The following is a 24966-nucleotide window of genomic DNA, read 5'->3' on the forward strand; positions in this document are numbered from 1 at the left end:
ATTGCCGGCTATTTACTGAGCTGGGAAACCAGGCAGACCAGGAAGCGATGAATCGGTTGGCGGCAGGCCGGGTAGCGGCGAAGCCGGTTGCTGCTGCTGCGCAAACATCAGCCGCGTCTTCGTATCCGCCATGGTCGGCGACAGGCTGCGCTGGATCAGCGCTTCGACATGGTCGTTGCGCTGGCGGGCGCTGTCGGCGCCCATCACCACCACGATCAGCCGGCGGCCGTCGGCATTGTAGGACGTCACGATGTTGAAGCCGGAGGCCTTGATGTAGCCGGTCTTGATGCCGTCGACGCCGCGCACGCGGCCCAGCATGTCGTTGTGGCCGCGCACCAGCCGTCCGCGGAACATGAAGTCGCTCTCGGAGAAATAGTGGAACTGCTGCGGGAAGCGGGCGCGCAGCGCCATGCCCAGCACCGCCATGTCGCGCGCCGTCGTGTGCTGGCCGCTGTCGGGCAGGCCCGATGCGTTGCGGAATACGGTGCTCGTCATGCCGATCTGGCGCGCCTTCGATGTCATCATGGCGGCGAACTGGTCCTCCGAGCCGCCGAGATATTCGCCCACTGCCACCGCCACGTCATTGGCTGATTTGACCACGATCGCCCGGATCGCCGAATCCACATCGATGCTCTCGCCGCGCTTGAAGCGCAGCTTGGTCGGCGGCTGTCTCGCCGCATTGTCGGAAACCGGGATCTGCGTCTCCTTGCTGACGCGGCCGCTCTCCAGCGCCTCGAAAAGCAGATAGAGGGTCATCATCTTGGTCAGCGACGCCGGATAGCGCTGCGCCGTCGAACTGACCTCGAAGAGTGTCTTGCCGCTGGCACTGTCGATAACGATGGCCGCATATTTCTCCTGCGCCGCCGGCACCGCCAGCACGCTGTCGGGCGGCGCCGTGGTGCTGCAGCCGGCAACGAACACGAGCAGCAGGAAGGCTGCAAAGAATCTTTGGATGAGGGGAGGGAAACGGAAGTCGGGCAAGGCAGATCCGGCGTTGCTGAGAGGGGCCGGAACCTAGCCTAACCCATTGTGTTCGTCCATTTGGTTAATGGTGAAACTGCCAATCTCCCCCCTTGCGGGGGAGATGCCCGGCAGGGCAGAGGGGGGTGCTGGCCCGCCAACCTGTCGCCGAAGTTCAGCTCGTCCTTTTGTCATCGTACCCCTCCAATGGTTTGGAGGCCGGCGATCCTTCACACCCCCCTCTGGCCTGCCGGCCATCTCCCCCGCAAGGGGGGAGATCGGATGTGGCACCGGAATTCGCAAACCACCATACCGCCCGAAATCGCCTGTTTCCTGCCCTGTTTTGCCTGCGGGGTCGCGCTGCTGCTATAGCTGCCGCAATTGCTTGGGGGATTTGACAATGACCGGTGACATCGGCGCGGCCGCGCCATCTCTTATCAGGGCTTCGCTCAGCCGCACCGGCAAATGGGCCGGCAGCGTCGCTTTCATAGGCGGGGCGGCGTCCGACATCCTCAATCCGCTGGCGCCGTTCGCCGCCTATATCGCGCTGGTCGCCTCGGTCGCCGCCGCCATCATCGCCATCGCCATCGTGCTCAGGCTGGTGCTGGCGGCCAAGGCGCTGCCGGCGCTGATCTTTGCCACCAGTGCGGCGGCCGTCGCCGGCGGCGTCTACGGCCTGCAGCAGCAGACCAATTCGCAGAACGGGGTGATCGCCGGTCTGGTGCCGGCCGTCGCGCAGCTGCAGCAGCAGATGGGCATCGTCTCGGCGGGCGTGGCCAGGATCGAGCAGACGGTGACCGAGACCCAGCAGACCGTCGACCAGGTCAAGCAATCGACCGACGCGGTGGCGAAAAAGACCGAGGAGATCGCCTCGAACCAGCAGCAGCAGACTGAGCAGGGCGCGCAGACGCAAAAGACGGTCGATCAGGTCAAGCAGACCACCGAAACGCTCGCTGCCGGCCAGCAGAAACAGGCCGAGCAGGCCGACAAGCTGCAGGCGACCACCGAGCAGATCGCTGCCTCCATCGACACCATCGCCAAGGGCTTTGCCGCGCTCGCCGCGCAGGGCGGAGCGATCGCCGAGCCGAAGCGGCCTGACGAATTCTACCACAATGCCCGCGTCTACGAGCTGTCCGGCGACATGCTCAATGCCCGCCGCTCCTATCTCGCCTTTGCCGGCTTCGACGTCGACGCCGTCGATCCCTATACACGCTTCGCCACGCTGCTGCGGGTGCAGGACGGCAAGGCCGGCGCGCGCGAAGTGTTCGGCCAGCTTGCCGACAAGGCCAAGGCGCTGTCGATCAAGCTGGTCCACGTCATGCAGTTCGACGATGCCCAGCGCCTCGACAAGCTCAACGCCTTCATCACGGCCAATCCGGATTTCGCGCCGGCTTATTATCTGCTCGCGCAGGAGTTTTCCGAGGACCGCCTCGGCGTCCAGTCGCTGTCCGACAAGCGCAGCGAAGCCGAGGCGCTGACCAAATTCATGGGTTACGAAAAGGATGGCGGGCTGCTCAAATATTTCGTCGACCAGCGCGAGCTTGCCGACTGGCTGGACCGCAGCCGCAGCCGGCTGACGGCCCTTGGCGACGTGCTCGACCCCGCCCGCTTTGCGCCGTCGCTGACGCCGATGCGCTCCAATGCCGGCTGGACGATCTCCATCTCGCTGCCCGAGGCGGCGACCGGCATTTCCTGGCGCCTGGGTGAATCCGGTCCGTTCACCGACACCGGGCTGATGGCGATGAACGACCAGCGCACCGGCAAGCCGATGCCCAATCCGAGCTTCGAATTGCCCGACAGCACCACGGCCACCACCATCGGGGTAAAATATCTCGATCTCAGGGGCCGCGAGACCGGGCCGTTCAACATAAGTTTTGATCCGGAAGCCGCCCTGCAGCAGGGCAACAAGCAAGTCCTCGACCAGTTCTGGACGTCGTGGATCGCCTTCGATGCCAGCGGCAATCACGGCCTGGTCTATTTCTCCCAGATGCTGTCGTTCCGCTGCGGCATCAAGGAGGTGCGCTACAGCCTGAACGGCACCGCGCTCGACAAGGAGATCAAGCTGCCGCCTTGCGACAAGAAGGATCCCTACGCCATCCCCTACGACTACCAGCCTTACTTCAAGGTCGCCGACAGCGTGACGTCGATGGCGGTGCAGGTCACCTACACCGACGGCACCAAGTCGCCGATCAGGGAATACAAGCGGCAGTAGGCGCCCCGCCCTCCCGGCGGAGGGTGGAACTGGTCTGATGCAAAATGCCGGAAGCTGTGCTTGCGCATCCATCGCGGAGCGGGTTTGTTCGCTGCCATCAGAATCAGCAGGTGCACGGATGGACAGGGTCACGATCAAGGCAAAGGGCATTTCGGTCACGCTCGACCTCACGGTCGGGCACATCGCCGACATGACGGTCGACAGCGATGGCCGCCAGCTGAAACCGCTGCACCGTGCGCCATGGGTCGATGCCGGCGAGACGCTGCCGCCGGACCTGCCTGAAGGCACCGTGCGGCTGTCGGGCGATTTCCTCTGCGCGCCGTTTTCGGTCAGCGATATCGAGGCCGCCCCCCTGCATGGCTGGCCGGCCAACAGCGGCTGGGATGTCGTCTCCAATCAGGCGACATCAGACGGCTGGCAGGCCGTGTTCCGGCTGCGCCGCAGGGTGATGGGCGCCACGGTCGACAAGATCTTCACCCTGTGTCACGGGCACCCCTTCCTCTACCAGGAACATGTCTTTTCCGGCGGCTCGGGTGCGGTTTCCGCCGCCCATCATCCGATGACGGCAATGCGGGACGGCGGCCGGCTGGCCTTTTCACCCAAGCGCTTTGCCGCGACGCTGGACACACCGCTGGAGCCTGATCCGGCCCGCGGCCGCTTCAAGCTTGCCTATCCGGCGCGCTCGACCGATCTGACGCGCTTTCCGGCCGCCGACGGCGGCACGCTCGATCTCACCGACTACCGCATGGAGGATCGGCGCGAGGATTTCATCACCATGGTCGAGGCCGATCATGGCGGTCCGGGCTGGACGGCGCTGGCGCGCCGGGCCGAGCAGGATCTGGTGCTGGTGCTGAAGAACCCTGGCGAATTGCCGGTCACCATGCTGTGGTTCAGCAATGGCGGCCGCGACTACGCGCCATGGAGCGGCCGCCATCGCGGCGTGCTCGGCATGGAGGACGGCCGCGCCGCCGTCGGCCATGCCGCATCGGTCGGCGACAACTGGCTGAAGCGCGAAGGCGTGGCGACCGCCTTTGAACTCGGCGGCGAAGTCTCCTTCCGCCATGTCATCGGCGCGCTGCCGCAGGCTAGCGGCGAGCCGCCGCGCGATGTCGCGACGACCGGTGGGCAGTTGCGCGTCACTGGAGCCGACGGTTCGACCCGCGACATCGCTTTCGACATCGCTTTCCTGCGCATCGGCAAGTCAGCGTAGCCCTGCCGGCATCGCAAGTTCAGGGTTTGAAATTTCCACCGACAGCGGCCAAGATGCAGCCTGAAACCATCCGGCTGCAAAAAAGGCTCTCATGTCCGAAATCGCCCATCTCGCCGCCACCATCTTCAAGCGCGCCGGCAAGGCAAAGCGCTTCATCGTCGCCATTGCCGGCCCGCCCGGCGCCGGCAAGTCGACGCTGTCGTCCGGCCTGCATGATCTGTTGCCGGAAGGCGCTTCGGAAATCGTGCCGATGGACGGGTTTCACTATGATGACATCGTCCTCGACCAGCGCGGTCTGCGGCCAAGAAAAGGCGCGCCCGAAACCTTCGATTTCGCCGGTTTTGAGGCGCTGTTGAAGCGCATCCGCGCGGGCGAAACCGACATCGCCATTCCGGTGTTCGACCGCAGCATGGAGTTGTCGCGCGCGGCAGCCTCCATCGTTGCCGCCGAGACCAAGTTCATCCTGGTCGAAGGCAATTACCTGCTGCTCGACGAGGAGCCGTGGTCGCGGCTGGCGCCGCTGTTCGACTTCACCATCTTTGTCGATGTGCCGCGTACTGAACTCGAGCGCCGCCTGCTGGAGCGCTGGCACGAGCATGGCCGTTCCGACGAAGACGCCCGCGCCTGGATCGCTTCCAACGACATGCCCAATATCGACCGCGTGCTAGGCCGACGCAGGTCCGCCGACCTGGTTGTCGGCGATCAGGCGTAATTCGCCGGATTTCAGAACGGGAACCTTAAGACTTTCAGGTCGTTATTCTCCGACCGGCAATCGTGCCGCCGTGAGGGAACCGTCAAAATGGCAACCAAGGCAAAAACACCCGTCAAGAGTAAGACAGCTCAGTCCAAGGCATCGCCGGCAAAAGCCACTCAGGCAAAAGCAGGCGCGGGTCCCGCGATCGCGGCGCGCTCCAAGGATGCAAAGCCGGCTTTCGGCAAGGCCGCGCCGAAGAAGGTGGTGCCGGGCGTAGCGGCCAAGGCGGCGGCAAAGCCTGCCAAGGCCAAGAAGCCGGCAACCAGCGGCAGCTCGGTGGGCACCATGCGCAATGCAGCCAATGTGGCCGCCGGCGCGGTCGTCGCTACGGCCAAGGGCGCAGCATCGCTAGCCGCGTCTGTCATGGGCAGAGGCGGCTCCAAGGCCAAAGCCAAGGCGAAATAGAGCAATTCCAGGAAAGTGTGACGCGGTTTTCGTCCGGAATTGCGTCAAATGAAAGAGATCAGAGCCGCTTTCAAGCGGCTTTGATCGTCAGCCCTTGGCCGGGATGGTGAGGCCGCGTTGTACCGCGGGCCGCGCCAGGCCGCGTTCCAGCCATGCGGCGACGGTGGGGAAATCGTCGAAGCCGACGAGTTCGCGCGCCTCGTAGAAGCCGATCAGATTGCGCACCCAGCCCAGCATCGAGATGTCGGCGATGGTGAAATCGTCATCCATGATCCAGCTGCGACCTTTCAGCCTTGTCTCGATCACGCCGATCAGCCGCCGCGATTCGTTGCGGTAGCGATCCAGCGGCCGCTTGTCGGCGATCTCGCGTCCGGCGAATTTGTTGAAAAAGCCGACCTGTCCGAAGATCGGCCCGATCGCCGCCATCTGGAAGAACACCCATTGGATGGTTTCGTAGCGCCGCGCCGGATCGGCCGGGATGAGCTTGCCGGTCTTGTCGGTGAGGTAGAGCAGGATGGCGCCGGATTCGAACAGGCCTAACGGCTTGCCGCCCGGGCCATCGGGATCGATGATGGCCGGTATCTTGCCGTTCGGGTTCAGCGCCAGGAATTCCGGCGTCCAGCTCTGGTCCTTGCCGATATCCACCAGATGCGCCTCGTACGGCAGGCCGAGTTCTTCCAGCGCGATAGACACTTTCACGCCGTTCGGCGTCGTCGCGGAATAGAGCTGCAGCCGGTCGGGATGGCTGGCCGGCCAACGCTTGGTGATCGGAAAAGCGGACAGGTCGGTCATCGAAAGCTCCGGTCGGGAATTTGGCGCGGCATCGCGCCGTTTGGCGGGTTGCGAAGGATTATCCGCGACGTCTTTGCCGATCAACCGGCCGGTGGTGCACACACATTTTCACCAGCAGCCTGTCGTCAGACCGCCTTGAACGCCACCACGGCATTGGTGCCGCCAAAGGCAAAACCGTTGCTGATCGCCGCCCGCACCTTGCGCTCGCGCGCCACATTGGGCGTGACGTCGAGATCGCAATCGGGGTCGGCCTGCCGGAAATTGGCCGTCGGCGGCACGATGCCTTCGCGGATCGCCATCACGCAGGCGATCATCTCCAGCCCGCCCGAGGCACCGAGGCAATGGGCGTGCATGGACTTGGTCGAGGACACCGAGAGCTTGTAGGCATGGTCGCCGAACACGCGCTTGATCGCCGCCGTCTCGATCTGATCGTTGGCCTTGGTGCCGGTGCCGTGGGCGTTGAGATAGTCGACGTCCTCTGGATTGAGCCCGGCCTCGGCAAGACAGGCTTGCATCGCCCCCGTCGGACCCTCGACGGTCGGTGCGACGATGTCGGATGCGTCGGCGGAAAGGCCGGCCCCGGCAATCTCGGCCAGAATGTCAGCGCCGCGCGCCATGGCGTGCTCATAAGTTTCCAGAACCGCCATGCCGGCGCCTTCACCGAGCGACAAGCCCTGGCGGTCGGCCGAGAACGGCCGGCAAGTGTCGGGCGCCAGCACCCGCAGCGCTTCCCAACCCTTGAGAATGCCCCAGACCAGCGGCGCATCGGTGCCGCCGGCGACCATGACGTCGGCGCGGCCGAGCCGGATCTGGTCGACCGCCGAAGCAAAGGCGTGGTTGGACGACGAGCAGGCCGAGGTGACGCCGAACACCGGCCCGCGCAGGCCAAGCACCATGCTGACCTGGCCGGCCGCGGCGCTTGGCATCACCTTCGGCACGGTGAAGATGCCGGCCCGGTTTCTTCCATCGATCAGGATGGCGCGATAGTTTTCCTCGATCGCTTCCCAACCGCAGACGCCGACGCCGACGACCGTGCCCATCCGCCTGGTGGTGGCCTCGTCAGCGGTAAGCCCCGCTTGCTGCATGGCCTCGCGCGCTGCAATGGCCGCCAACAGGCTGAAGCGGTCCATCGACACGGTCTGCCTGTGAGCGATGCCATGCTCGGGCATCGCCTTGATTTCGCAGCCGACCTTGACCTTCAGATCATGCAGCAGCGGATTGTCGATCTGGCCGATGGCGGAACGTCCGGCGCGCATCTCGTTCCAGATCGCGGGCGCATTGGTGCCGAGCCCGCATATGCCGCCTATCCCGGTAATGACGACGCGCTTGTGCATTCAGGCTTTCTTCGCGATCAGCGCGCGAACAGCCTCGACCATGTCGCCGACATTTTTCAGATTGCTCCAGGCATCGACCGTGTTCATCTCGATCTCGATGCCGTACTGTTCCTCGAGATCGAAGATGATCTCGGTCAATTCCAGCGAATGGATGCCAAGCGCGGTCAGCTCCGTATTGGTGGTGATCTCTTCGCCGCTAGGCTCGGCATGAGCCTTGATCTTGGCGATGATTTCCGTTGCCAGCTCGTCAGCCATTCGATTCCTTCCCCAATTTTATCATTTCACGGTGCCGATTGGTTGGCGCCGCTGTTGCCTGGACTGAAAATCGCCGTCGCCTTCAAAACCCGCCAGGCGCGGCATGACCGTTCCAAAGCGGCTCCCTCTATAGAAACGGAAACGCTGTCAAGCAACAAGCTATATCAACAAGCACCATATCGACAAAGCAGCCGGAGTGCTTAACGTTGGGGCGATGGATACGTTGCAACATGGCTTGACCCCGGTGCTGCCGGCCCAGCGCGTCGCAGGGGCGGCTCGGCTTGCATGCGGCGTCAGCGCCGGCCGCACCAGGCTTTCGCGCCTCTATCAGGACGGATCGGCCAAGATCCGCATGCCGGCGGTCGCGGCCGATCCACTCGAAGCCGTGCTCATCAACACCGCGGGCGGGCTGACTGGCGGTGATCGGCTTGGCTGGGAAATCGATGTCGGGCCAAATGCCTCCGCTTCGATCACCAGCCAGGCCTGCGAAAAGATCTATCGCGCCGAAAGCGACCGTGCCGAAGTGCGGGTAAAACTCAAAGTCGGCGCGGATGGCCGTATTGCCTGGCTGCCGCAGGAAACCATCGTCTTCGACCGCTCGGCCTTTGCCCGCACGCTCGACGTGGATCTCGCCGCAGGCGCCGAGGCATTGCTGCTCGAGGCCACCGTCTTTGGCCGCCTGGCGATGGGCGAACAGGCCGCGCACGGGTATTTCCACGACCGCTGGCGAGTTCGCCAGGATGGTGCGCTCATTCATGCCGAGGATTTTCGCATCGGGCCGGCCATAGCGGCAGGCCTTGGCCGTCCGGCGGTCTCCGGCGGCGCCATTGCCGTGGCGACGCTGTTGATGGTTTCACCGCAGGCCGAAGCCTTGCTCGAGCCGGCCCGCGGCATCATCGGCGCTGAGGGCGGTGCCAGCGCCTGGAGCGTGAAGAAATCTGGCAAGCTTCTTGCGAGGCTGTTTGCCGAGGACGGTTACCAGCTGCGCAAGCGGCTGGTTCCGCTTGTCGAACTGCTCAACGGGCGGGCCGGTCTGCCCAAATTATGGTCACTCTGAACCAAATCCAGGCCAAACCCAGGGAAGCGCATGAACCTTACGCCGCGTGAAAAGGACAAGCTGCTCATCGCCATGGCGGCGATCGTGGCGCGCAAGCGGCTGGAACGCGGCGTCAAGCTCAATCACCCCGAAGCGATCGCGCTGATCACCGATTTCGTCGTCGAGGGGGCCCGCGACGGCCGCCCGGTCGCCGAACTAATGGAGGCCGGCGCCCATGTCGTCACCCGCGCGCAGGTCATGGAAGGCATCGCCGAGATGATCCACGACGTGCAGGTGGAGGCGACGTTTCCCGACGGCACCAAGCTGGTCACCGTGCACGAACCGATCCGGTGAGGGGAAAGAGATGCTCGAACTCAGGCCCAACTGTGAATGCTGCGACAAGGACCTGCCGCCGGATGCGACGGATGCGCTGATCTGCACCTTTGAGTGCACCTTCTGCGCCGGCTGCGTCGAGAACGTGCTGGGCGGTGTCTGCCCGAACTGCGGTGGCAATTTTTCGGCCCGGCCGATCCGGCCGGCAGAGAAGCTGAACAAATATCCGGCCTCGACCAGACGCGTGCTCAAGGCGGAGGGCTGCGGCCCGCGCAAGGCCGCTTGATTGTTATCCTGAATTGGAAGGTAGACCGATGATCTCCACTTCGACCAAACGCACCACGCTTGCCGCGCTCCTGCTGTTGGCGGCGGCCATGCCCGCCTATGCCCATGTTGGCATCGGCGCCACCTCGTCCTTCGCTGCCGGCTTCGCGCATCCGCTGTCCGGTCTCGACCACATGACGGTCATGGTCGCGGTCGGCCTGTGGGCAGCGCTCAAGGGCGGCAAGGCGATATGGGCCTGGCCGCTGGCTTTTGTCGGCGTCATGCTGGTCGGCGGCGCGCTCGGCATGCTGCATATGCCTGTGCCTTTCGTCGAGCCGGGAATCCTCGCCTCCGTCGTCGTGCTCGGCCTGCTGGTGGCGCTTGCGGTCGATCTGCCGGTTACGGCCGGCGTCGCCATCATCGGCCTGTTCGCGCTGTTCCACGGCCATGCCCACGGCACCGAAGTGCCGGAAAATGCCGGCGGGCTTGACTATATGGCCGGTTTTGCCGTCGCCACCGCGCTTTTCCATGTCATAGGCATCGCCGCTGGCCTCGGCCTCGGCATGCGCTTTCGCGGCCTTGCCCGCGCTGCCGGTGCTGCGTGTGCCGCGGTCGGAGTCGGCCTGGTCTTCGGCGTTATGTGAGGCCTGAGATGATCCCCGGCGAAGTCATCACCGCAAGCGGCGAAGTCGAGCTCAACAAGGGTTTGCCGACCGTGACGCTCAAAGTCGCCAACAGCGGCGACCGGCCGATCCAGGTCGGCAGCCACTACCACTTCTTCGAAACCAATGAGGGGCTGAAATTCGACCGCGACAAAGCGCGCGGCATGCGCCTCGACATCGCCGCCGGTACCGCGATGCGCTTCGAGCCGGGACAGCAGCGCGACGTCACGCTGGTGCCGCTCGGGGGAAGACGCGAGGTCTATGGTTTCCAGCAGAAAATCATGGGCAAGCTGTGAGATCGACGGGGTCGAACGCCCTGGGATCAGTTCGACGGCCTTGCCGCTGCATAGATGACGATTCCTGCGGGACCGTCGAATTCGACGGCGAGAACGTCCTCGGCCAGCACGCGCCGGGAATCGATAGCATTGAACAGCAGCGCGTTGGCGTCGATCTCCTTGCGCAATTCGGTAATGTCGTCCTGATGCTGCTTGACCTTGTTTTCGACGGCCGGCGGCGGACCGCCTTCGCTGCGCGCCGCATCTGTGAGGAAGACGATATCGACCGTATCGAGCTTGGATGTCTTGCGCACTGTGCCGATGTTTTCACGCGTCCGCTCGATCGCGGCGATGAGCTTTCCGGTCTCCGTCGTCGTGTGCGCCTCTTCCTGCCGCACGTCGGAGCCGACGATCCGGTTGACGGTCTCCTGGCTTTCAACGGCCTGCGCGGCTGGCGGGCCGTAGGCCGCGAGGAACACGCAAGTCGCAATGCTCTGGAGCCATCTGGCGTCGGCAAAGGGAATGGTCGGCATAGATCGCTCCTGGCGAACTTTTCTGCGCAACGCCGTTCGGCGCCAAAGAAGCCAAACGACTCCCGTCCGGCGAAGGTTCCCTCTGCGATAGGGCCGGCGGGCCGGATGCCGACCCGCCAGGCCTTGTCGTCAGCTCGCCTTCTTGGTGACCAGGGTCAGTGCGCCATCGGTGGTCATGCTGGCGGCAACCACCTGTGCGGAGGTGAGGCCCTTGGCCTGCAGCGCAGACTTGATCTGCGGCGTCGCGTCGATCGAGCTGCGCAATTTCTGCAAGCCGGCATCGCCGCGCTGGGCGATCACCTGATTGACCTGCGTCTGGGTGGCCTGGGGCAATTCGCTTATGTCGACGATGTTCACCTTCTGGATCGCCGGCGCTGCCGGCTGAGCGTTGGGCGCCGCAGGCTTGGGTTGCGGCGTGGGCTGCTGCTGGGCGCCGGCAATTGTCGCGGAAGCCAGCGTGGCGGCAGCTGCAAGAACGATGATTTTGCGCATGGATTTTCCTTCCATCGTATGGGCCAGGGATTTGGCAAACGGTCGGTTCGGGGTTGCATGTCAACCTCAACCGCCAAATGGGATCAGAAGGTGTCGCCAAGCGGGTCATTGCATGACCATTGGATGGCGACGATGTGGAGTTCGGCTTCGGCCAGACCGGTTTTAGGAGCATTTGCAGATGGCTAGAATTACCCGCGCCGCCTATGCGCAGATGTACGGTCCGACGGTCGGTGACAAGGTGCGCCTTGCCGACACCGAATTGTTCATCGAGGTTGAAAAGGATCTCACCATCCATGGCGAAGAGGTGAAATTCGGCGGCGGCAAGGTCATCCGCGACGGCATGGGCCAAAGCCAGGTTTCCCGCGCGGGCGGTGCGGTCGACACCGTCATCACCAATGCGCTGGTGATCGACGCAACGGCCGGCATCTTCAAGGCCGATATAGGCCTTCGGGACGGCCGCATCGCGGCCATAGGCAAGGCCGGCAATCCCGATATGCAGGACGGCGTCACCATCATCATCGGCCCCGGCACCGAGATCATCGCCGGCGAAGGCAAGATCCTCACCGCCGGCGGCTTCGACGCGCATATCCACTTCATATGCCCGCAGCAGATCGACGAGGCGCTGATGTCAGGCATCACCACCATGCTCGGCGGCGGCACCGGCCCGGCGCATGGCACGCTGGCCACCACCTGCACGCCGGGCCCCTGGCACATGGCGCGTATGATCCAGTCCTTCGACGCTTTTCCCATGAACATCGGCCTGTCGGGCAAGGGCAATGCCTCCCTGCCGGCAGCGCTGGAAGAGATGGTGCTGGGTGGCGCCTGCTCGCTGAAGCTGCACGAGGACTGGGGCACGACGCCGGCGGCCATCGACTGCTGCCTGTCGGTCGCAGATGACTATGACGTGCAGGTGATGATCCACACCGACACGCTGAACGAATCCGGCTTTGTCGAAAACACCGTCGCGGCGATCAAGGGCCGCACCATTCATGCCTTCCACACCGAAGGCGCCGGCGGCGGCCATGCCCCTGACATCATCAAGGTCTGCGGCCTGCCCAACGTGATCCCGTCCTCGACCAATCCGACCCGGCCCTACACCGTCAACACATTGGCCGAGCACCTCGACATGCTGATGGTCTGCCACCATCTGTCGCCGTCGATCCCCGAAGACATTGCCTTTGCCGAAAGCCGCATCCGCAAGGAGACCATTGCCGCCGAAGACATTTTGCACGATATCGGCGCCTTCTCGATCATCTCGTCGGACAGCCAAGCCATGGGCCGCGTCGGCGAGGTGGCGATCCGCACCTGGCAGACCGCCGACAAGATGAAGCGCCAGCGCGGGTCGCTGCCGCAGGAGACCGGCGACAACGACAATTTCCGTGTTCGCCGCTACATCGCCAAATACACCATCAACCCGGCCATCGCGCATGGCCTGTCCAGGGACATCGGCTCGATCGCCGTCGGCAAACGCGCCGATCTGGTGTTGTGGAACCCGGCCTTCTTCGGCGTCAAGCCGGACATGGTGCTGATCGGCGGCATGATCGCCGCCGCCCCGATGGGCGACCCCAACGCCTCGATCCCGACGCCGCAGCCAATGCATTACCGGCCTATGTTCGGCGCCTACGGCAAGGCCCGGACCAACTCGTCGGTGACTTTCGTTTCGAAGGCAGCACTCGAGTCGGGCCTGCACGGCCGGCTCGGCGTGGAAAAACAGTTCGTCGCGGTCGAGAACACGCGCGGCGGCATCGGCAAGCATTCGATGGTGCTCAACGATGCCACGCCGCATGTCGAGGTCGATCCGGAGACGTACGAAGTGCGCGCCGATGGCGAGTTGTTGACTTGCGAGCCGGCAACCGTGCTGCCGATGGCGCAGCGGTATTTTCTGTTTTGATGCGAGGGGCGATTTGATCGACCCGGCAAAATCCGTTGCGACCCGGTCGGGGCGGCCGCAATATGCGGCTCAAAGAAACCGCGTAACTGGTCATGGCCACCGAAATCGTCTCTGCCCACGACGTCTTCCCGCATATCCGCATCGTCATGGGCATGGTGATCGGGCTTGGCGTCACGCGCCTTTTGTCGGGGCTCGCCCGCATCGTCCAGCATCCCGACCAGTACAAGCTCTATCCCGTGCACCTCGCCTGGGTCGCTTCCATGTTGTTGCTGCTGGTGCATTTCTGGTGGTGGGAGTTCGGCCTCTACACGATCGAGACCTGGACCTTCGGCAAATACCTCTTCATCATCTCCTATGCCGTCACCTTGTTCCTGCTGTGCGCGCTGCTGTTTCCAGACTCCATGCTCGATTACACCAGCTATGAAGACTACTTCTATTCGCGGCGCGCCTGGTTCTTCGGCCTGCTCGGCGTCACCTACCTGCTCGACGTGGTCGATACGCTTTTGAAAGGGCCTGAGCACTTCGCTCATTACGGCCATGAATATCTGTTCCGCACGCCGGTCTTTGTTGCGCTGTGCATCGCCGCCATACTGGTGCGCGACCGCCGCTTTCACATCGCCTTCGTCGTCGGCACGCTGATCTACCAGGTATCGTTCATCCTGCGGCTCTTCGACACCATCGTCTGAGCAGGCGCGATGGTCTAGGGTTCGGGGGAAAGAGGTTCAACCATGTACAAGGCCATCGGATCGCGCGGATCCCGGGTCAGCCGCGTTCTCTGGATGCTCGAGGAACTCGGGCAGCCCTATGAATTCGTCGAGGTCAAATTGCGCTCGCCGGAAGCCTATGCGCTCAACCCGTCCGGCAAGGTGCCGATCCTGATCGACGATGAGCTGACGGTGACGGATTCGGCGGCAATCTGCGTCTATCTCGCCGACAAGCACGCCGACAAGGGCATGGGCGCCAATCCAGGTGTCGCCGGGCGCGCCGAGATGGATTCCTGGATGCATTTCGCCCAGTCGGAATTCGAGGCGCCGCTGTGGAACAAGTTGCGCCACCGCTTCCTGCTGCCGAAGGAAGTACGGGTCGATGTCGGCCCCGCCGCCGCCTACGATTTCGCCTCCGAGACCAAGGCGCTCGACCGCCGGCTGGGCGACAAGCCGTTTGCGCTCGGCGACCGGTTTTCCGCCGTTGACGTGCTGCTCGGCGACATGGGCAGCTGGGCTCGCGCCGGCAAATTTTCGGTCGAGTCAGAACGGGTCAATGCTTATTTCGACCGCGTGCTGTCGCGGCCGGCCCGGGCGCGGGCGCAAGCGAACGGAGGTTCCATCCGATGAAACTCAACCTCAACACCGATTTCACCAAATTCCCGCGTGCCGTCTCGGTGTTGCCTGCCGGCCGTGCCGAAACCACAACCCCGTCCGGTCGCGCCGTTCTGCCGCATGACGAGCGCCATCTGCGCCGCCGCGCCATCGAACTTGCCGACGGCAGCAAAGTGCTGGTCGACCTGCCCGAGCCTGTGACCCTGAACGATGGCGACCGGCTGGTGCTGGAGGACGGCCGCCATGTCGAAATCACAGCAGCGCCTGAAGAAATCTACGACATCCGCGCCCGCGATGGCGTGCATCTGACCGAACTCGCCTGGCATATCGGCAACCGGCATCTGGCGGCGGCGATCGAGCCCGGCCGCATCCTGATTTTGCGCGACCACGTCATTAAGGCGATGCTGGAAGGTCTCGGTGCCACGGTGCGTGACGTTTCCGAGCCGTTCAAGCCGGTGCGTGGCGCCTATTCCGGCGGCCACGACCACGGCCACGCGCACAGCCACGCCGAAGCGCATTCCCATGATGGGCATTCTCACGCGCACAGCGAGTCCCATTCCCACAGCCATTCTCATGCCGGGCATCACCACGATCATGATTGACCAGCCTTCCGGCATCGCTTTGCTGCGGATGATGGCATGGCTGTCGCCAACCTTTCCGGTCGGCGGCTTCTCCTACAGTCACGGCCTCGAACGGGCGGTGCATGGCGGGTTGGTGGCCGACGGCGAAGGCCTGGCCGGCTGGCTCGAAACGCTCGTCGAGATGGGCTCAGGTTGGAACGACGCCGTGCTGTTCGCCGAGGCCTGGCGTCGTGCCCGCGATAAGGGCGATCTCGATGACATCGCCGCGGTCGCCGAAGCGCTGGCCGGCTCGCGGGAGCGTCATGCCGAAACCATGCTGCAAGGCGGAGCCTTCCTGAAAGCGGCATCGGCCTGGCCCAACCCCGTGCTCGGGCGTTTGCCGGCCGAATGCGCCTACTGCGTCGCTGTCGGCGCCGTTGCCGGCGGCAACGGCATTGCGCTTCAGGACGCGCTGTCCGCCTTCCTGCAGGCCTTCTTCTCCAACCTCGTCCAGGCGTCGATCCGGCTCGGCGTCGTCGGCCAAAGCGGAGCGACTGCCCTGCTCGCCGGCTTCGAGCCGCTGGCGCTGGCCACCGCCGCGCGCGCTTCCGGCTCGACATTGGACGATCTCGGCGGCTGCGCCTTCGTCTCCGACGTCATGGCGATGAAGCACGAGACGCAATATTCCAGGCTGTTCCGCTCATGACTGTCCTCGCTTTCGCCCTCTCGGCCGTCCTGCTTTTGATCACCGCGCTGCATGTCTATTGGGGCCTCGGCGGCATCTGGCCGGGCAGGGACGGTGCTTCCTGCGCTCACGCCATTGTCGGCTTTCGCGGCATCGACGAGATGCCGACGCCGTTTGCCTGTTTTGCCGTTGCCGCGTGCCTGTGTCTGGCAACGCTGTGGCCGCTGGCGCTCACAGGTGTCTTTGCCTCACCTTTTCCCAGGGAAGGCCTCGCCGCCACGGCGCTGCTCATCGGGCTGGTGTTTCTCGGCCGCGGCATTGCCGGCTTCACGCCTTGGTGGCGCCGGCTGGCGCCGGAACAGCCTTTTGCGCGGCTGGACGTTAGTTTCTATTCGCCGCTCTGCCTGCTGATCGGGCTCAGCTTCGCAATCCTCGCCATCACGGAGTTTTCTGCATGACTCAGGCCAATGGTCCTCTGCGCATCGGCATCGGCGGTCCCGTCGGATCCGGCAAGACGACGCTCACCGAGAAGCTCTGCAAAGCGCTGCGCGACGACTTCTCCATCGCCGTCGTCACCAACGACATCTACACCAAGGAAGACGCCATGATGCTGGCCCGCCTGCAGGCGCTGCCCGAGGATCGCATCGTCGGCGTCGAGACCGGCGGCTGCCCGCACACCGCTATTCGCGAAGATGCTTCCATCAATCTGCAGGCGATCGCCGGCTTGAACAAAAGATTTCCGGATCTCGACATCGTCTTCATCGAATCCGGCGGCGACAATCTTGCCGCCACCTTCTCGCCCGACCTTGCCGACCTGACCCTTTATGTCATCTCCGTCTGCCAGGGCGAGGAAATCCCGCGCAAGGGCGGGCCGGCAATCACCCGTTCCGATTTCCTCATCATCAACAAGAGTGATCTGGCTCCCTATGTGAACGTCAACCTCGACGTCATGGAGAGCGACGCCACCCGCATGCGCGGCAAGCGCCCCTTCGGCTTCACCGACCTGTCGCGCGGCAAGGGCCTGCAGGAAGTGATCGACTTCATCGTCGAGCATGGCGGGCTGCAGTCGGCCCGCTCCGCCGCCTGACCCAGCACTTACCGGTTGCTGGCCACGGTTGGGCGCGGCATTCTCACGGGAAATGGAGGATCTTAGGATGAGCATCGCCCGTCTGCAGAAAGAGCCGCTGACCAACCTGCCCTATTACGAGGAGCGCGTCGATCTCGCCGCTGCCTTCCGCTGGACGGCGCGGCTCAACATGCATGAAGCGGTGGCCAATCATTTCTCGCTGTCCGTCAACGAGGACGGCACGAAATTCCTGATGAACCCCAACCAGGTGCATTTCTCACGCATCAAGGCGAGCGACCTGCTGCTGATCGACGCCAACGATCCCGAAACACTGTCCGGCCCGAATGCACCGGACCCGACGGCCTGGGGCCTGCATGGCGCCATCCATCGCAACGTCCCCCACGCCCGCTGCGCCATGCACGTGCATTCCATCCACGCCACCGTTCTGGCGTCGCTGGCCGACTCGACCCTGCCGCCGATCGACCAGAACTCGGCCATGTTCTTCAACCGCCATGTCGTCGACGCCCACTATGGCGGACTGGCTTTCGAGGAAGAGGGCGAACGCTGCTCGCAACTTCTGACCGACCCCAAGGTCAAGGTGATGGTGATGGGCAATCACGGCGTGATGGTCATCGGCGATACCGTCGCCGACGCCTTCAACCGCATGTTCTATTTCGAGCGCGCCGCCGAGACCTACATCAAGGCGCTGTGGACCGGCCGTCCGCTGCGCACGCTGTCCGACGCCATTGCCGAAAAGGCCGCCAGCGAGATGGACGACTATCCCGGACAGGCGGAGCGTCACCTTGCCGAGCTGAAGGCAATCCTCGACGAGGAAGAACCGGTCTACCGGAGCTGAGCGCTCTTGCCTTCTCCCCGTTCAACGGGGAGAAGGTGCCCGAAGGGCGGATGAGGGGCAGCGCTGACGTTCGCAATCGGTCTCAGAGACCGAGTTCGGCCCGCAGCTCTTCAGCACTATTGATAACAACAGCACCCTTCGGTCCTGCCATCGGCGCTTCCGGCCAGAAAATCGTCCGCATCCCGGCTGCCAGACCGGATGTGGCGCCGGTGACGCTGTCATCGACCGCCACCGCGTCCGCGGGGTCGACGTCGGCCAGCCAGGCGGCGCGCAGGAAGGGTTCTGGATGCGGCTTGCCCTCGCGCACATCGTTGCGGCTGATCGTGCGCATGCCGGGATAGATCAGGCCAACCGCGCTCAGATTGGCGTCGACGATCACGCGGTCTGAATTGGACACCACCGCCTGCTGCACGCCAAGCGCGCGCAATTCGTTGAAGACCTCGATCGCGCCGGGGCGCGGCTTCAGCGTTTCGGCCATCGGCATGTAATGATCGTATTTGCGCACGATCCAGTCATCGAAGGGCAGGTCGAGGCCGAACTCGGCGCGCAGCATCTCGTAGACTGGCCATGCGGCGATGCCCAGCACCCGCTCATGCAGGTCGACCGGCGGCGCGATGCCGACGCTGCGCAGCGCCGCGACCAGGGCGGCTTCATGCAGCGGCTCGCTGTCGACCAGCGTGCCGTCCATATCCCAGAAAACCGCTTTCGGCGTCATGCGAGGCTCCTTTTGCCGATCCCCTTAGAGCAATTCCAGGAAAAGTGTGAGCGGTTTTCCGTTTGGAATTGCGTAAAAACAGAGAGTTAGAGCGGGTCGCCGTTTCCGTGAAACGGGATTACGCTCTAAAGTGTTTGTATCCGGAGATAAACCGCCGAACCCGTTCGCCGGCGATTTTGGCTGGGGCGATTGCCTCGCTGCCTTCAGGCCGGTGCGGCAGGCAATTGCCCTTCGCATAGACAATTGCGCGCAGGCGCATTCCCTGCAAGACTATGACGCTTCGCCCAAACGGGCAGGCTTGGGAGACGGATTTTGAATTCGCGGCAGGACGGCGGCAGCAACAGGCTGGACGAGGCGGCGCGCGCCGGCTGGCTTTATTATGTTGCCGGCAACACGCAGGACCAGATCGCCGCCACGCTCGGCATCTCCCGGCAGACGGCGCAGCGGCTGGTATCGCTGGCGGTTTCGGAAGGGCTGATCAAGGTGCGCGTCGACCACCCGATCGCCAATTGCCTCGACCTTGCCGCGCGGCTGCGGTCGCGCTTCGCGCTCGATTTGGTCGAAGTCGTGCCGAGCGATCCGACCTCGTCCTCGACCACGATCGGCATTGCCGAGGCGGCCGCGGCCGAGATCGAGCGGCGGCTCAGGTCGCCGACGCCGATTGTCATGGCCATCGGCACCGGCCGCACGCTGAAGGCGGCGATCGAGCAGTTACCGCCGATGGAATGCTCGCAGCACAAGGTGGTGTCGTTGACCGGCAACATCTCGCCCGACGGCTCCGCCGCATTCTACAACGTCATCTTCACCATGGCCGACAGGGTCAAGGCGCGCTCGTTTCCGATGCCGTTGCCGGTTATCGCCTCGTCACCCGAAGAACGCGAAATGCTGCTCGCCCAGCCGATGATCCAGCCGACGCTGGCGCTTGCCGCGGAAGCCGACGTCACCTTTGTCGGCATCGGCGATCTCGGCCCGAAGGCGCCGCTCTATGAGGACGGCTTCATCTCGGAAAGTGAATTGAAGGCGCTGCAAAAGGCCGGCGGGGTCGCCGAGATCGTCGGCTGGGTGTTCGACCGGGAAGGCCGCATGATCGACGGCATCACCAACGACCGGGTGTCGTCGGCGGCCTTGCCGTCACGCGAAAAGTCGCTGGTTATTGCGCTCGCCATGGGCGAGCGCAAATTGCCGGGCATTCTGGCCGCGGTGAACCGGCGGCTGGTCAATGGCCTCATCACCGACGAGCGGACCGCCGCGGCCCTGCTCGGCGCCTGAGCGAGCGATAAAATCGGCACGGCTATTTATGCCGCCCGCAAACGTCGTTGCCATCGAGGAAACCCATGTCGCGCTGCAAATGCGGTGACAATTCCCGGACGTCGACATAGCCGCGCCGGCGGCTCAAAAGCTGAGAGAATTCGTGCGCCAGCACGGAAAACCAGCTCTGCGCCGGGGTCGAATGGAGCTTTTGCTGTACCGTGGTCATGATCTTCAGCCTCCGCTATGCTTGAACTGGATTGATCTTCGACACCAAATATCGGTCTGATTGGCCCCTGCCGCCAATCAAACGTCGATCATGACCCATAAGGAGGCCTTATGCCCCATCTCGGCTCGTCACCGTCGATTTCCCAACTGCCGCCGCTGCAGGCCATCAGGGTGTTCGAGGCCGTCGCACGGCATCTCTCCTTCACCAAGGCTGCGCAGGAACTCGGCATGACCCAGGCCGCCGCCAGCTACCAGATCAAGCTCCTGGAGGAGCGCATCGGCTCGCCGCTGTTCCTGCGCCAGCCGCGCCAGATCGTGCTGACCGAATCCGGCCAGCGCCTGGCGCCTGCGGTCAGCGAGGCGTTCAGCCTGCTCTCGAGCGCCTATTCGGCCGTACGCGGCGGCGCTGATGGCGTGCTTTGCGTGTCGACGCTGCTGACCTTCGCCTCGAACTGGCTGGCGCAGCATCTCGGCTCCTTCCAGCTGTCGCATCCGTCGCTGGCGGTGCGCGTCGATACCTCGAACAGGGTCATCGATTTCACCCGCGAGGACATGGACATTGCCATCCGCTCCGGCAGCGGCAAATGGCCGGGGGTGGAAACACATCTTCTGTTCAAGGCCGATTTCACGCCGGTGCTCAGCCCGGCACTCGCCGCCAGCATTGGCGGCGTCCACGAACCGGCCGACCTGTTCAAGCTGCCAATTCTCGATCCCGGCGACATCTGGTGGCGGGAATGGTTCGCCCTGGCCGGCGTGCCTGCGGATGAACTTGCCAGCCGTCCCGGCACCAGCATGGGCGCGCAGGCCTATGAGGCGAATGCGGCGATCGCCGGCCATGGCGTGGCGATCCTGACCACGGCGCTGTTCAAGACCGAACTCGCCGACGGCCGCCTGATCCAGCCCTTCGACCTAGTTGGCGACGACGGCCACGCCTATTGGCTGGTCTATCCGACGGCGCGCCGCAACGTGCCGAAGATCCGCGCCTTCCGCGACTGGATCCTGGCTGAGATCGCCTGCGCCTAGGGCAGAGGACCCCGTGGGCTTTTCCAAGAAGACATACTAGCACGCAGTTGCACTGCGGCGGGGCCGTTAACCAAGCCTGACAAAAACGCTGTCGATATCGCTGGCCTGGCAGGCCCCGTGCTTGTGGCGACTCAATCGAAGAGGATCAATCGTCCGCGGATTGAAACAGGATCGATCAGCGGGCTGATGAAAGTCTATCGTGTCGAAGAAATCGAAAACAACACCGTGCGTGTGACGCACGTGATCGAAGCATTCGCGCCGTTTCAAGCTGCTGCAAAAGCAATCGGCCGGGAAGTTAGGCTGCGCAAGGACGAACGCAACTGGATCCGGGTGACGGAAACGCTGACCAGAGCCAAGCAAGCCCGCGATGGAACGGTTTTCGAATATTCTATCGGAAGCTACCCGGCCCACGGCTGAGGGCATTGGTCCCTGGCTCCATTATGGATGGGGTTGCTGTGGCGAGCATGAAGCCGGTCTGCTAATCGCCGACAGCTACCCCCCAATCCATTTCAATATTCTCTCCCCGCCAGATGCCTCGCGGCACCGCGCTTGCTGCGCTGCAGCATCGAATCCGGCTTGACATAATTAAGGTCTAGTGAGTAATTGCTCAGTACCAAGGCAAATGCTCATCTTGGTTCATGGGAGGAATTTGATGAAACTGCGCACGCTCACCCTGGGCTTGTTGTCGGCCAGCGCTCTTGCCTTCGCCGCACATGCCGAATCCATCACCATCGCCACCGTCAACAATGCTGACATGGTCCGCATGCAGACGCTGACGGAGGACTTCACCAAGGCGAACCCCGACATCACGCTCAACTGGGTCACGCTCGAAGAGAACGTGCTGCGTGAGCGTGTCACCACCGACATCGCCACCAAGGGTGGTCAGTATGACGTGATGACCATCGGCACCTACGAGGTTCCGATCTGGGCCAAGCAGAGCTGGCTCCTGCCGCTCGACAAGCTCGGCGACGACTACGACGTCAAGGACATCCTGCCGGCCATCGCCGGGGGCCTTTCGGTCGACGGCAAGCTCTATGCAGCACCGTTCTACGGCGAGAGCTCCTTCGTCATGTACCGAAAGGACCTGATGGAGAAGGCTGGGCTGACCATGCCCGACGCGCCGACCTGGGACTTCATCAAGCAGGCCGCCGACAAGATGACCGACCGCGCCAATGGCGTGAACGGCGTCTGCCTGCGCGGCAAGGCCGGCTGGGGCGAGAACATGGCCTTCCTCACCGCCATGTCGAACTCCTTCGGCGCACGCTGGTTCGACGAGAACTGGAAGCCGCAGTTCGACCAGCCGGAATGGAAGAACACGCTGCAGTTCTACGTCGACCTGATGAAGGCCGACGGCCCCGAGGGCGCCTCGTCCAACGGCTTCAACGAGAACCTGGCGCTGTTCCAGCAGGGCAAGTGCGGTATGTGGATCGACGCCACGGTCGCCGCATCCATGGTCTCCGACCCTAAGAGCTCGAAGGTCGCCGACAAGGTTGCCTATGCGCTTGCGCCTGACACCGGTCTCGGCAAGCGCGGCAACTGGCTGTGGGCATGGTCGCTGGCCGTTCCGGCCGGTACGCAGAAGGCCGACGCTGCCGAGAAGTTCGTCGCCTGGGCAACCAGCAAGCATTACTCCGAGCTCGTCGCTTCCAAGCTAGGCTGGGCCAGCGCTCCTCCAGGAACGCGCACGTCGCTCTACGCCAATGCCGAGTACCAGAAGGCGGCTCCGTTCGCCAAGATGACGCTGGACTCCATCAACGCTGCCGACCCGACGCATCCGACCGTCAAGCCGGTGCCCTATGTCGGCGTCCAGTTCGTCGCCATCCCTGAGTTCCAGGGCCTTGGCACCACCGTAGGCCAGCTCTTCTCGGCGGCTCTTGCCGGCCAGTCGAGCGTCGACGATGCCCTGAAGCAGGCCCAGGACGCTGCCACCGCGGCAATGACCGAAGGCGGTTACATCAAGTAGGCTCCTCCCGGCGCCGACTGCCGGTCTCCTCCTTGACCGGCAACGGCCGCCCGAATCCCAGTTCGGGCGGCCCCTTTCACACTCTTGAAAATTTGGCTGACCTTGAAGGGTGACCGTCATGGCTACTCAGCAGACCCGTTCGCTTGCCCGTTTCATGATGGCGCCATCCGTGGTGCTGCTGTTCGTCTGGATGATCGTGCCTCTGGTCATCACCCTGTGGTTCTCCTTCCAGCAGTACAATCCGCTCAATCCGGTCCGCGACGGGTTCGTCGGCTTCTCCAACTATGCGCTGTTCTATTCCAACCCTGCCTTCCTGCAGTCGATCCTCAACACGCTTCTCCTGGTGGGCAGCGTGCTGCTGATTACCGTCGTCGGCGGCATCCTGCTGGCGCTTTTGATCGATCAACCGATGTGGGGACAGGGGATCGTGCGCATCCTCGTCATCTCACCGTTCTTCGTCATGCCGCCGGTCGCGGCACTGGTCTGGAAGAACATGATCATGCACCCGCAATACGGCGTCTTTGCCGACATTGCGCGTTTCTTCGGGGCTCAACCGATCGACTGGTTCGGGCAGCATCCGATGACGGCGATCATCATCATCGTTGCCTGGCAATGGCTACCCTTCGCCACGCTGATCCTGTTGACCGCACTGCAGTCGCTCGACGGTGAGCAGAAGGAAGCCGCCGAGATGGACGGCGCCGGCTTCGTCAGCCGCTTCATCTATCTGACGCTGCCGCACATGTCGCGCGCCATCACCGTCGTCATCCTGATTCAGACCATCTTCCTGCTGTCGGTCTATGCCGAGATCCTGGTCACCACCAATGGCGGCCCCGGCTACGCCTCCACCAACCTGCCCTTCCTCGTCTACCAGAAGGCATTGCTGGAGTTCAAAATCGGCCAGGCATCCGCCGGCGGTGTCATCGCCGTCATTCTCGCAAACATCGTCGCCTTCTTCGCCATGCGCGCAGTCGGCAAGAACCTGGACAAGTAAGGGAGGATACGATGGCACGTGCAGTCACCACCCAACACAAGGTCATTGCGACGGGCGCCGCCTGGATCGTCGCGCTGCTGATCTTCTTCCCGATCCTCTATACGATCATCACCTCGTTCAAGTCGGAGCAGGAAGCCATCCAGGGCTTCGCTCTGATCCCGTCGGGGACGTTCGAGAGCTATACCGAGGTTCAGGCGCAGAGCGGCTACTTCAAGTTCTTCTTCAACTCGGTGCTGCTCGCGGTCGGCTCGACCATCCTGGCCCTGATCGTTGCGGTTCCGGCCGCCTGGTCGATGGCCTTCTCGCCGGGCAAGTGGACCAAGGACATCCTGATGTGGATGCTCTCGACCAAGATGATGCCGGCGGTGGCGGTGCTGTTCCCGATCTACCTGATCTTCCGCGACACCGGTCTGCTCGACAGCCGCGTCGGCCTGATGGTCATGCTGATGCTGATCAACCTGCCGATCGTGGTGTGGATGCTCTACACCTACTTCCGCGAAATCCCGGGTGAAATCCTCGAAGCGGCGCGCATGGACGGCGCTACTCTGTGGGGCGAGATCGCCTATGTGCTGACCCCTATGGCTGTGCCGGGCATCGCCTCGACCATGCTCCTCAACATCATCCTGGCATGGAACGAAGCGTTCTGGACCATTCGTCTCACCACCACCGAGGCGGCGCCGCTGACGGCCTTCATCAGTTCGTTCTCAAGCCCGCAAGGCCTGTTCTGGGCCAAGCTTTCGGCAGCCTCGACGCTGGCGATCGCCCCGATCCTGATCATGGGCTGGTTCAGCCAGAAGCAGCTGGTGCGCGGCCTGACGTTCGGAGCCGTGAAGTAAACCGAAACTGCCTGAAGCAACCGGCGAAAGCAATTCCAGGAAAAGTGTGCAGCGGTTTTCCGTCCGGA

At 63.6% G+C, this 24966-nt stretch carries 31 protein-coding genes; 23 read left to right on the forward strand and 8 right to left on the reverse strand.

Annotated elements, in window-relative coordinates:
- Positions 1-12: 12 nt before the first annotated feature.
- On the reverse strand, positions 13-981 hold the full coding sequence (locus ACWGTI_RS12455) for a D-alanyl-D-alanine carboxypeptidase family protein (protein WP_454587382.1): 969 nt from the start codon (positions 979-981) through the stop codon (positions 13-15).
- 379 nt (positions 982-1360) lie between these two features.
- Here ACWGTI_RS12455 and ACWGTI_RS12460 point away from each other — a divergent pair, with 379 nt between their 5' ends.
- From ACWGTI_RS12460 to ACWGTI_RS12475, 4 genes are all read left to right on the forward strand, one after another.
- On the forward strand, positions 1361-3172 hold the full coding sequence (locus tag ACWGTI_RS12460; protein WP_454587383.1) for a methyl-accepting chemotaxis protein: 1812 nt from the start codon (positions 1361-1363) through the stop codon (positions 3170-3172).
- Positions 3173-3290: 118 nt separating this feature from the next.
- Positions 3291-4382 (forward strand): hypothetical protein, encoded by a 1092-nt coding sequence (locus ACWGTI_RS12465; protein ID WP_454587384.1) that lies wholly within the window; start codon positions 3291-3293, stop codon positions 4380-4382.
- Between the two features lie 91 nt (positions 4383-4473).
- Entirely contained in the window at positions 4474-5094 is a 621-nt protein-coding gene (locus ACWGTI_RS12470) for a nucleoside/nucleotide kinase family protein (protein WP_454587385.1), read from the forward strand.
- An 87-nt stretch (positions 5095-5181) separates the two neighbouring features.
- Positions 5182-5541 carry a hypothetical protein gene (locus ACWGTI_RS12475; protein ID WP_454575299.1) on the forward strand — a complete coding sequence of 120 codons (360 nt, stop codon included), beginning with the start codon at positions 5182-5184 and terminating at the stop codon, positions 5539-5541.
- An 87-nt stretch (positions 5542-5628) separates the two neighbouring features.
- On the opposite strand, the gene ACWGTI_RS12480 is transcribed toward ACWGTI_RS12475, so the two are convergent.
- From ACWGTI_RS12480 to ACWGTI_RS12490, 3 genes are all read right to left on the reverse strand, one after another.
- Positions 5629-6333 (reverse strand): glutathione S-transferase family protein, encoded by a 705-nt coding sequence (locus ACWGTI_RS12480; protein WP_454587386.1) that lies wholly within the window; start codon positions 6331-6333, stop codon positions 5629-5631.
- A gap of 125 nt (positions 6334-6458) precedes the next feature.
- Positions 6459-7667, reverse strand: a complete 1209-nt coding sequence (locus ACWGTI_RS12485; protein WP_454587387.1) for a beta-ketoacyl-[acyl-carrier-protein] synthase family protein — start codon at positions 7665-7667, stop codon at positions 6459-6461.
- The gene (locus ACWGTI_RS12490) at positions 7668-7922 is read right to left on the reverse strand and encodes an acyl carrier protein (RefSeq protein ID WP_454575296.1); all 255 of its coding nucleotides are present in this window, start codon (positions 7920-7922) and stop codon (positions 7668-7670) included.
- A 214-nt stretch (positions 7923-8136) separates the two neighbouring features.
- Between ACWGTI_RS12490 and ACWGTI_RS12495 the strand changes: the two genes are divergently transcribed.
- The 5 genes from ACWGTI_RS12495 to ACWGTI_RS12515 are packed head-to-tail and all read left to right on the forward strand — an operon-like array spanning position 8137 to position 10513.
- Complete coding sequence (locus ACWGTI_RS12495) at positions 8137-8979, forward strand: urease accessory protein UreD (RefSeq protein ID WP_454587388.1); 843 nt, start codon at positions 8137-8139, stop codon at positions 8977-8979.
- Positions 8980-9009: 30 nt separating this feature from the next.
- On the forward strand, positions 9010-9312 hold the full coding sequence (locus ACWGTI_RS12500) for an urease subunit gamma (protein WP_023693076.1): 303 nt from the start codon (positions 9010-9012) through the stop codon (positions 9310-9312).
- A gap of 10 nt (positions 9313-9322) precedes the next feature.
- Positions 9323-9577: a DUF1272 domain-containing protein gene (locus tag ACWGTI_RS12505; RefSeq protein ID WP_454587389.1), complete on the forward strand. Its 255-nt coding sequence runs from the start codon at positions 9323-9325 to the stop codon at positions 9575-9577.
- 28 nt (positions 9578-9605) lie between these two features.
- A complete protein-coding gene (locus tag ACWGTI_RS12510; RefSeq protein ID WP_454587390.1) occupies positions 9606-10199 on the forward strand; it encodes a HupE/UreJ family protein in 594 nt (197 codons plus the stop codon).
- Positions 10200-10207: 8 nt separating this feature from the next.
- Positions 10208-10513 carry an urease subunit beta gene (locus tag ACWGTI_RS12515; RefSeq protein ID WP_454587391.1) on the forward strand — a complete coding sequence of 102 codons (306 nt, stop codon included), beginning with the start codon at positions 10208-10210 and terminating at the stop codon, positions 10511-10513.
- A 26-nt stretch (positions 10514-10539) separates the two neighbouring features.
- On the opposite strand, the gene ACWGTI_RS12520 is transcribed toward ACWGTI_RS12515, so the two are convergent.
- A complete protein-coding gene (locus ACWGTI_RS12520) occupies positions 10540-11025 on the reverse strand; it encodes a hypothetical protein (RefSeq protein ID WP_454587392.1) in 486 nt (161 codons plus the stop codon).
- Between the two features lie 129 nt (positions 11026-11154).
- Positions 11155-11517 (reverse strand): hypothetical protein, encoded by a 363-nt coding sequence (locus ACWGTI_RS12525; protein ID WP_454587393.1) that lies wholly within the window; start codon positions 11515-11517, stop codon positions 11155-11157.
- Positions 11518-11695: 178 nt separating this feature from the next.
- Here ACWGTI_RS12525 and ureC point away from each other — a divergent pair, with 178 nt between their 5' ends.
- The 8 genes from ureC to ACWGTI_RS12565 all read left to right on the forward strand — a co-directional run bounded on the left by ureC (position 11696) and on the right by ACWGTI_RS12565 (position 17894).
- The gene (gene ureC, locus ACWGTI_RS12530) at positions 11696-13408 is read left to right on the forward strand and encodes an urease subunit alpha (protein WP_454587394.1); all 1713 of its coding nucleotides are present in this window, start codon (positions 11696-11698) and stop codon (positions 13406-13408) included.
- Between the two features lie 92 nt (positions 13409-13500).
- The gene (locus ACWGTI_RS12535; RefSeq protein WP_454587395.1) at positions 13501-14094 is read left to right on the forward strand and encodes a hypothetical protein; all 594 of its coding nucleotides are present in this window, start codon (positions 13501-13503) and stop codon (positions 14092-14094) included.
- A gap of 42 nt (positions 14095-14136) precedes the next feature.
- A complete protein-coding gene (locus tag ACWGTI_RS12540; RefSeq protein ID WP_454587396.1) occupies positions 14137-14742 on the forward strand; it encodes a glutathione S-transferase family protein in 606 nt (201 codons plus the stop codon).
- Entirely contained in the window at positions 14739-15329 is a 591-nt protein-coding gene (locus ACWGTI_RS12545) for an urease accessory protein UreE (RefSeq protein WP_454587397.1), read from the forward strand. The genes ACWGTI_RS12540 and ACWGTI_RS12545 overlap by 4 nt, the downstream gene beginning before the upstream one ends.
- Positions 15322-15993, forward strand: a complete 672-nt coding sequence (locus ACWGTI_RS12550) for an urease accessory protein UreF (protein WP_454587694.1) — start codon at positions 15322-15324, stop codon at positions 15991-15993. Before ACWGTI_RS12545 ends, ACWGTI_RS12550 begins: the two co-directional genes overlap by 8 nt.
- The gene (locus tag ACWGTI_RS12555) at positions 15990-16430 is read left to right on the forward strand and encodes a DUF3995 domain-containing protein (RefSeq protein ID WP_454587398.1); all 441 of its coding nucleotides are present in this window, start codon (positions 15990-15992) and stop codon (positions 16428-16430) included. The genes ACWGTI_RS12550 and ACWGTI_RS12555 overlap by 4 nt, the downstream gene beginning before the upstream one ends.
- Positions 16427-17059 carry an urease accessory protein UreG gene (gene ureG, locus ACWGTI_RS12560; protein WP_454587399.1) on the forward strand — a complete coding sequence of 211 codons (633 nt, stop codon included), beginning with the start codon at positions 16427-16429 and terminating at the stop codon, positions 17057-17059. The genes ACWGTI_RS12555 and ureG overlap by 4 nt, the downstream gene beginning before the upstream one ends.
- Before the next feature lie 67 nt (positions 17060-17126).
- Positions 17127-17894: a class II aldolase and adducin N-terminal domain-containing protein gene (locus ACWGTI_RS12565; protein ID WP_454587400.1), complete on the forward strand. Its 768-nt coding sequence runs from the start codon at positions 17127-17129 to the stop codon at positions 17892-17894.
- An 82-nt stretch (positions 17895-17976) separates the two neighbouring features.
- On the opposite strand, the gene ACWGTI_RS12570 is transcribed toward ACWGTI_RS12565, so the two are convergent.
- Positions 17977-18609, reverse strand: a complete 633-nt coding sequence (locus ACWGTI_RS12570; RefSeq protein WP_454587401.1) for an HAD family hydrolase — start codon at positions 18607-18609, stop codon at positions 17977-17979.
- A 312-nt stretch (positions 18610-18921) separates the two neighbouring features.
- Between ACWGTI_RS12570 and ACWGTI_RS12575 the strand changes: the two genes are divergently transcribed.
- Positions 18922-19878: a sugar-binding transcriptional regulator gene (locus ACWGTI_RS12575; RefSeq protein ID WP_454587402.1), complete on the forward strand. Its 957-nt coding sequence runs from the start codon at positions 18922-18924 to the stop codon at positions 19876-19878.
- 22 nt (positions 19879-19900) lie between these two features.
- Here the strand turns inward: ACWGTI_RS12575 and ACWGTI_RS12580 are convergent, their stop codons facing one another.
- Positions 19901-20086, reverse strand: a complete 186-nt coding sequence (locus ACWGTI_RS12580) for a hypothetical protein (protein ID WP_142867970.1) — start codon at positions 20084-20086, stop codon at positions 19901-19903.
- A 110-nt stretch (positions 20087-20196) separates the two neighbouring features.
- Here ACWGTI_RS12580 and ACWGTI_RS12585 point away from each other — a divergent pair, with 110 nt between their 5' ends.
- From ACWGTI_RS12585 to ACWGTI_RS12605, 5 genes are all read left to right on the forward strand, one after another.
- Positions 20197-21108 carry a LysR substrate-binding domain-containing protein gene (locus tag ACWGTI_RS12585; RefSeq protein WP_454587403.1) on the forward strand — a complete coding sequence of 304 codons (912 nt, stop codon included), beginning with the start codon at positions 20197-20199 and terminating at the stop codon, positions 21106-21108.
- Positions 21109-21225: 117 nt separating this feature from the next.
- Positions 21226-21525: a hypothetical protein gene (locus ACWGTI_RS12590; protein WP_454587404.1), complete on the forward strand. Its 300-nt coding sequence runs from the start codon at positions 21226-21228 to the stop codon at positions 21523-21525.
- A gap of 235 nt (positions 21526-21760) precedes the next feature.
- Positions 21761-23071, forward strand: a complete 1311-nt coding sequence (locus ACWGTI_RS12595; RefSeq protein ID WP_454587405.1) for an ABC transporter substrate-binding protein — start codon at positions 21761-21763, stop codon at positions 23069-23071.
- Positions 23072-23189: 118 nt separating this feature from the next.
- A complete protein-coding gene (locus ACWGTI_RS12600; protein ID WP_454587406.1) occupies positions 23190-24062 on the forward strand; it encodes a carbohydrate ABC transporter permease in 873 nt (290 codons plus the stop codon).
- Between the two features lie 11 nt (positions 24063-24073).
- Positions 24074-24898, forward strand: coding sequence for a carbohydrate ABC transporter permease (locus ACWGTI_RS12605; RefSeq protein ID WP_454587407.1), 825 nt, complete (start codon positions 24074-24076; stop codon positions 24896-24898).
- Positions 24899-24966: the final 68 nt, after the last annotated feature.

It is taken from the genome of Mesorhizobium sp. ArgA1 (genome assembly GCF_053714375.1).

What these genes read in the sequence shown, in the direction of transcription:
- ACWGTI_RS12460 (WP_454587383.1), top strand. Translation starts at nt 1,361, where the DNA reads ATGACCGGTGACATCGGCGCGGCCGCGCCATCTCTTATCAGGGCTTCG.
- ACWGTI_RS12465 (WP_454587384.1), top strand. Translation starts at nt 3,291, where the DNA reads ATGGACAGGGTCACGATCAAGGCAAAGGGCATTTCGGTCACGCTCGAC.
- ACWGTI_RS12470 (WP_454587385.1), top strand. Translation starts at nt 4,474, where the DNA reads ATGTCCGAAATCGCCCATCTCGCCGCCACCATCTTCAAGCGCGCCGGC.
- ACWGTI_RS12475 (WP_454575299.1), top strand. Translation starts at nt 5,182, where the DNA reads ATGGCAACCAAGGCAAAAACACCCGTCAAGAGTAAGACAGCTCAGTCC.
- ACWGTI_RS12480 (WP_454587386.1), bottom strand. Translation starts at nt 6,333, where the DNA reads ATGACCGACCTGTCCGCTTTTCCGATCACCAAGCGTTGGCCGGCCAGC.
- ACWGTI_RS12485 (WP_454587387.1), bottom strand. Translation starts at nt 7,667, where the DNA reads ATGCACAAGCGCGTCGTCATTACCGGGATAGGCGGCATATGCGGGCTC.
- ACWGTI_RS12490 (WP_454575296.1), bottom strand. Translation starts at nt 7,922, where the DNA reads ATGGCTGACGAGCTGGCAACGGAAATCATCGCCAAGATCAAGGCTCAT.
- ACWGTI_RS12495 (WP_454587388.1), top strand. Translation starts at nt 8,137, where the DNA reads ATGGATACGTTGCAACATGGCTTGACCCCGGTGCTGCCGGCCCAGCGC.
- ACWGTI_RS12500 (WP_023693076.1), top strand. Translation starts at nt 9,010, where the DNA reads ATGAACCTTACGCCGCGTGAAAAGGACAAGCTGCTCATCGCCATGGCG.
- ACWGTI_RS12505 (WP_454587389.1), top strand. Translation starts at nt 9,323, where the DNA reads ATGCTCGAACTCAGGCCCAACTGTGAATGCTGCGACAAGGACCTGCCG.
- ACWGTI_RS12510 (WP_454587390.1), top strand. Translation starts at nt 9,606, where the DNA reads ATGATCTCCACTTCGACCAAACGCACCACGCTTGCCGCGCTCCTGCTG.
- ACWGTI_RS12515 (WP_454587391.1), top strand. Translation starts at nt 10,208, where the DNA reads ATGATCCCCGGCGAAGTCATCACCGCAAGCGGCGAAGTCGAGCTCAAC.
- ACWGTI_RS12520 (WP_454587392.1), bottom strand. Translation starts at nt 11,025, where the DNA reads ATGCCGACCATTCCCTTTGCCGACGCCAGATGGCTCCAGAGCATTGCG.
- ACWGTI_RS12525 (WP_454587393.1), bottom strand. Translation starts at nt 11,517, where the DNA reads ATGCGCAAAATCATCGTTCTTGCAGCTGCCGCCACGCTGGCTTCCGCG.
- ureC (WP_454587394.1), top strand. Translation starts at nt 11,696, where the DNA reads ATGGCTAGAATTACCCGCGCCGCCTATGCGCAGATGTACGGTCCGACG.
- ACWGTI_RS12535 (WP_454587395.1), top strand. Translation starts at nt 13,501, where the DNA reads ATGGCCACCGAAATCGTCTCTGCCCACGACGTCTTCCCGCATATCCGC.
- ACWGTI_RS12540 (WP_454587396.1), top strand. Translation starts at nt 14,137, where the DNA reads ATGTACAAGGCCATCGGATCGCGCGGATCCCGGGTCAGCCGCGTTCTC.
- ACWGTI_RS12545 (WP_454587397.1), top strand. Translation starts at nt 14,739, where the DNA reads ATGAAACTCAACCTCAACACCGATTTCACCAAATTCCCGCGTGCCGTC.
- ACWGTI_RS12550 (WP_454587694.1), top strand. Translation starts at nt 15,322, where the DNA reads ATGATTGACCAGCCTTCCGGCATCGCTTTGCTGCGGATGATGGCATGG.
- ACWGTI_RS12555 (WP_454587398.1), top strand. Translation starts at nt 15,990, where the DNA reads ATGACTGTCCTCGCTTTCGCCCTCTCGGCCGTCCTGCTTTTGATCACC.
- ureG (WP_454587399.1), top strand. Translation starts at nt 16,427, where the DNA reads ATGACTCAGGCCAATGGTCCTCTGCGCATCGGCATCGGCGGTCCCGTC.
- ACWGTI_RS12565 (WP_454587400.1), top strand. Translation starts at nt 17,127, where the DNA reads ATGAGCATCGCCCGTCTGCAGAAAGAGCCGCTGACCAACCTGCCCTAT.
- ACWGTI_RS12570 (WP_454587401.1), bottom strand. Translation starts at nt 18,609, where the DNA reads ATGACGCCGAAAGCGGTTTTCTGGGATATGGACGGCACGCTGGTCGAC.
- ACWGTI_RS12580 (WP_142867970.1), bottom strand. Translation starts at nt 20,086, where the DNA reads ATGACCACGGTACAGCAAAAGCTCCATTCGACCCCGGCGCAGAGCTGG.
- ACWGTI_RS12585 (WP_454587403.1), top strand. Translation starts at nt 20,197, where the DNA reads ATGCCCCATCTCGGCTCGTCACCGTCGATTTCCCAACTGCCGCCGCTG.
- ACWGTI_RS12595 (WP_454587405.1), top strand. Translation starts at nt 21,761, where the DNA reads ATGAAACTGCGCACGCTCACCCTGGGCTTGTTGTCGGCCAGCGCTCTT.
- ACWGTI_RS12600 (WP_454587406.1), top strand. Translation starts at nt 23,190, where the DNA reads ATGGCTACTCAGCAGACCCGTTCGCTTGCCCGTTTCATGATGGCGCCA.
- ACWGTI_RS12605 (WP_454587407.1), top strand. Translation starts at nt 24,074, where the DNA reads ATGGCACGTGCAGTCACCACCCAACACAAGGTCATTGCGACGGGCGCC.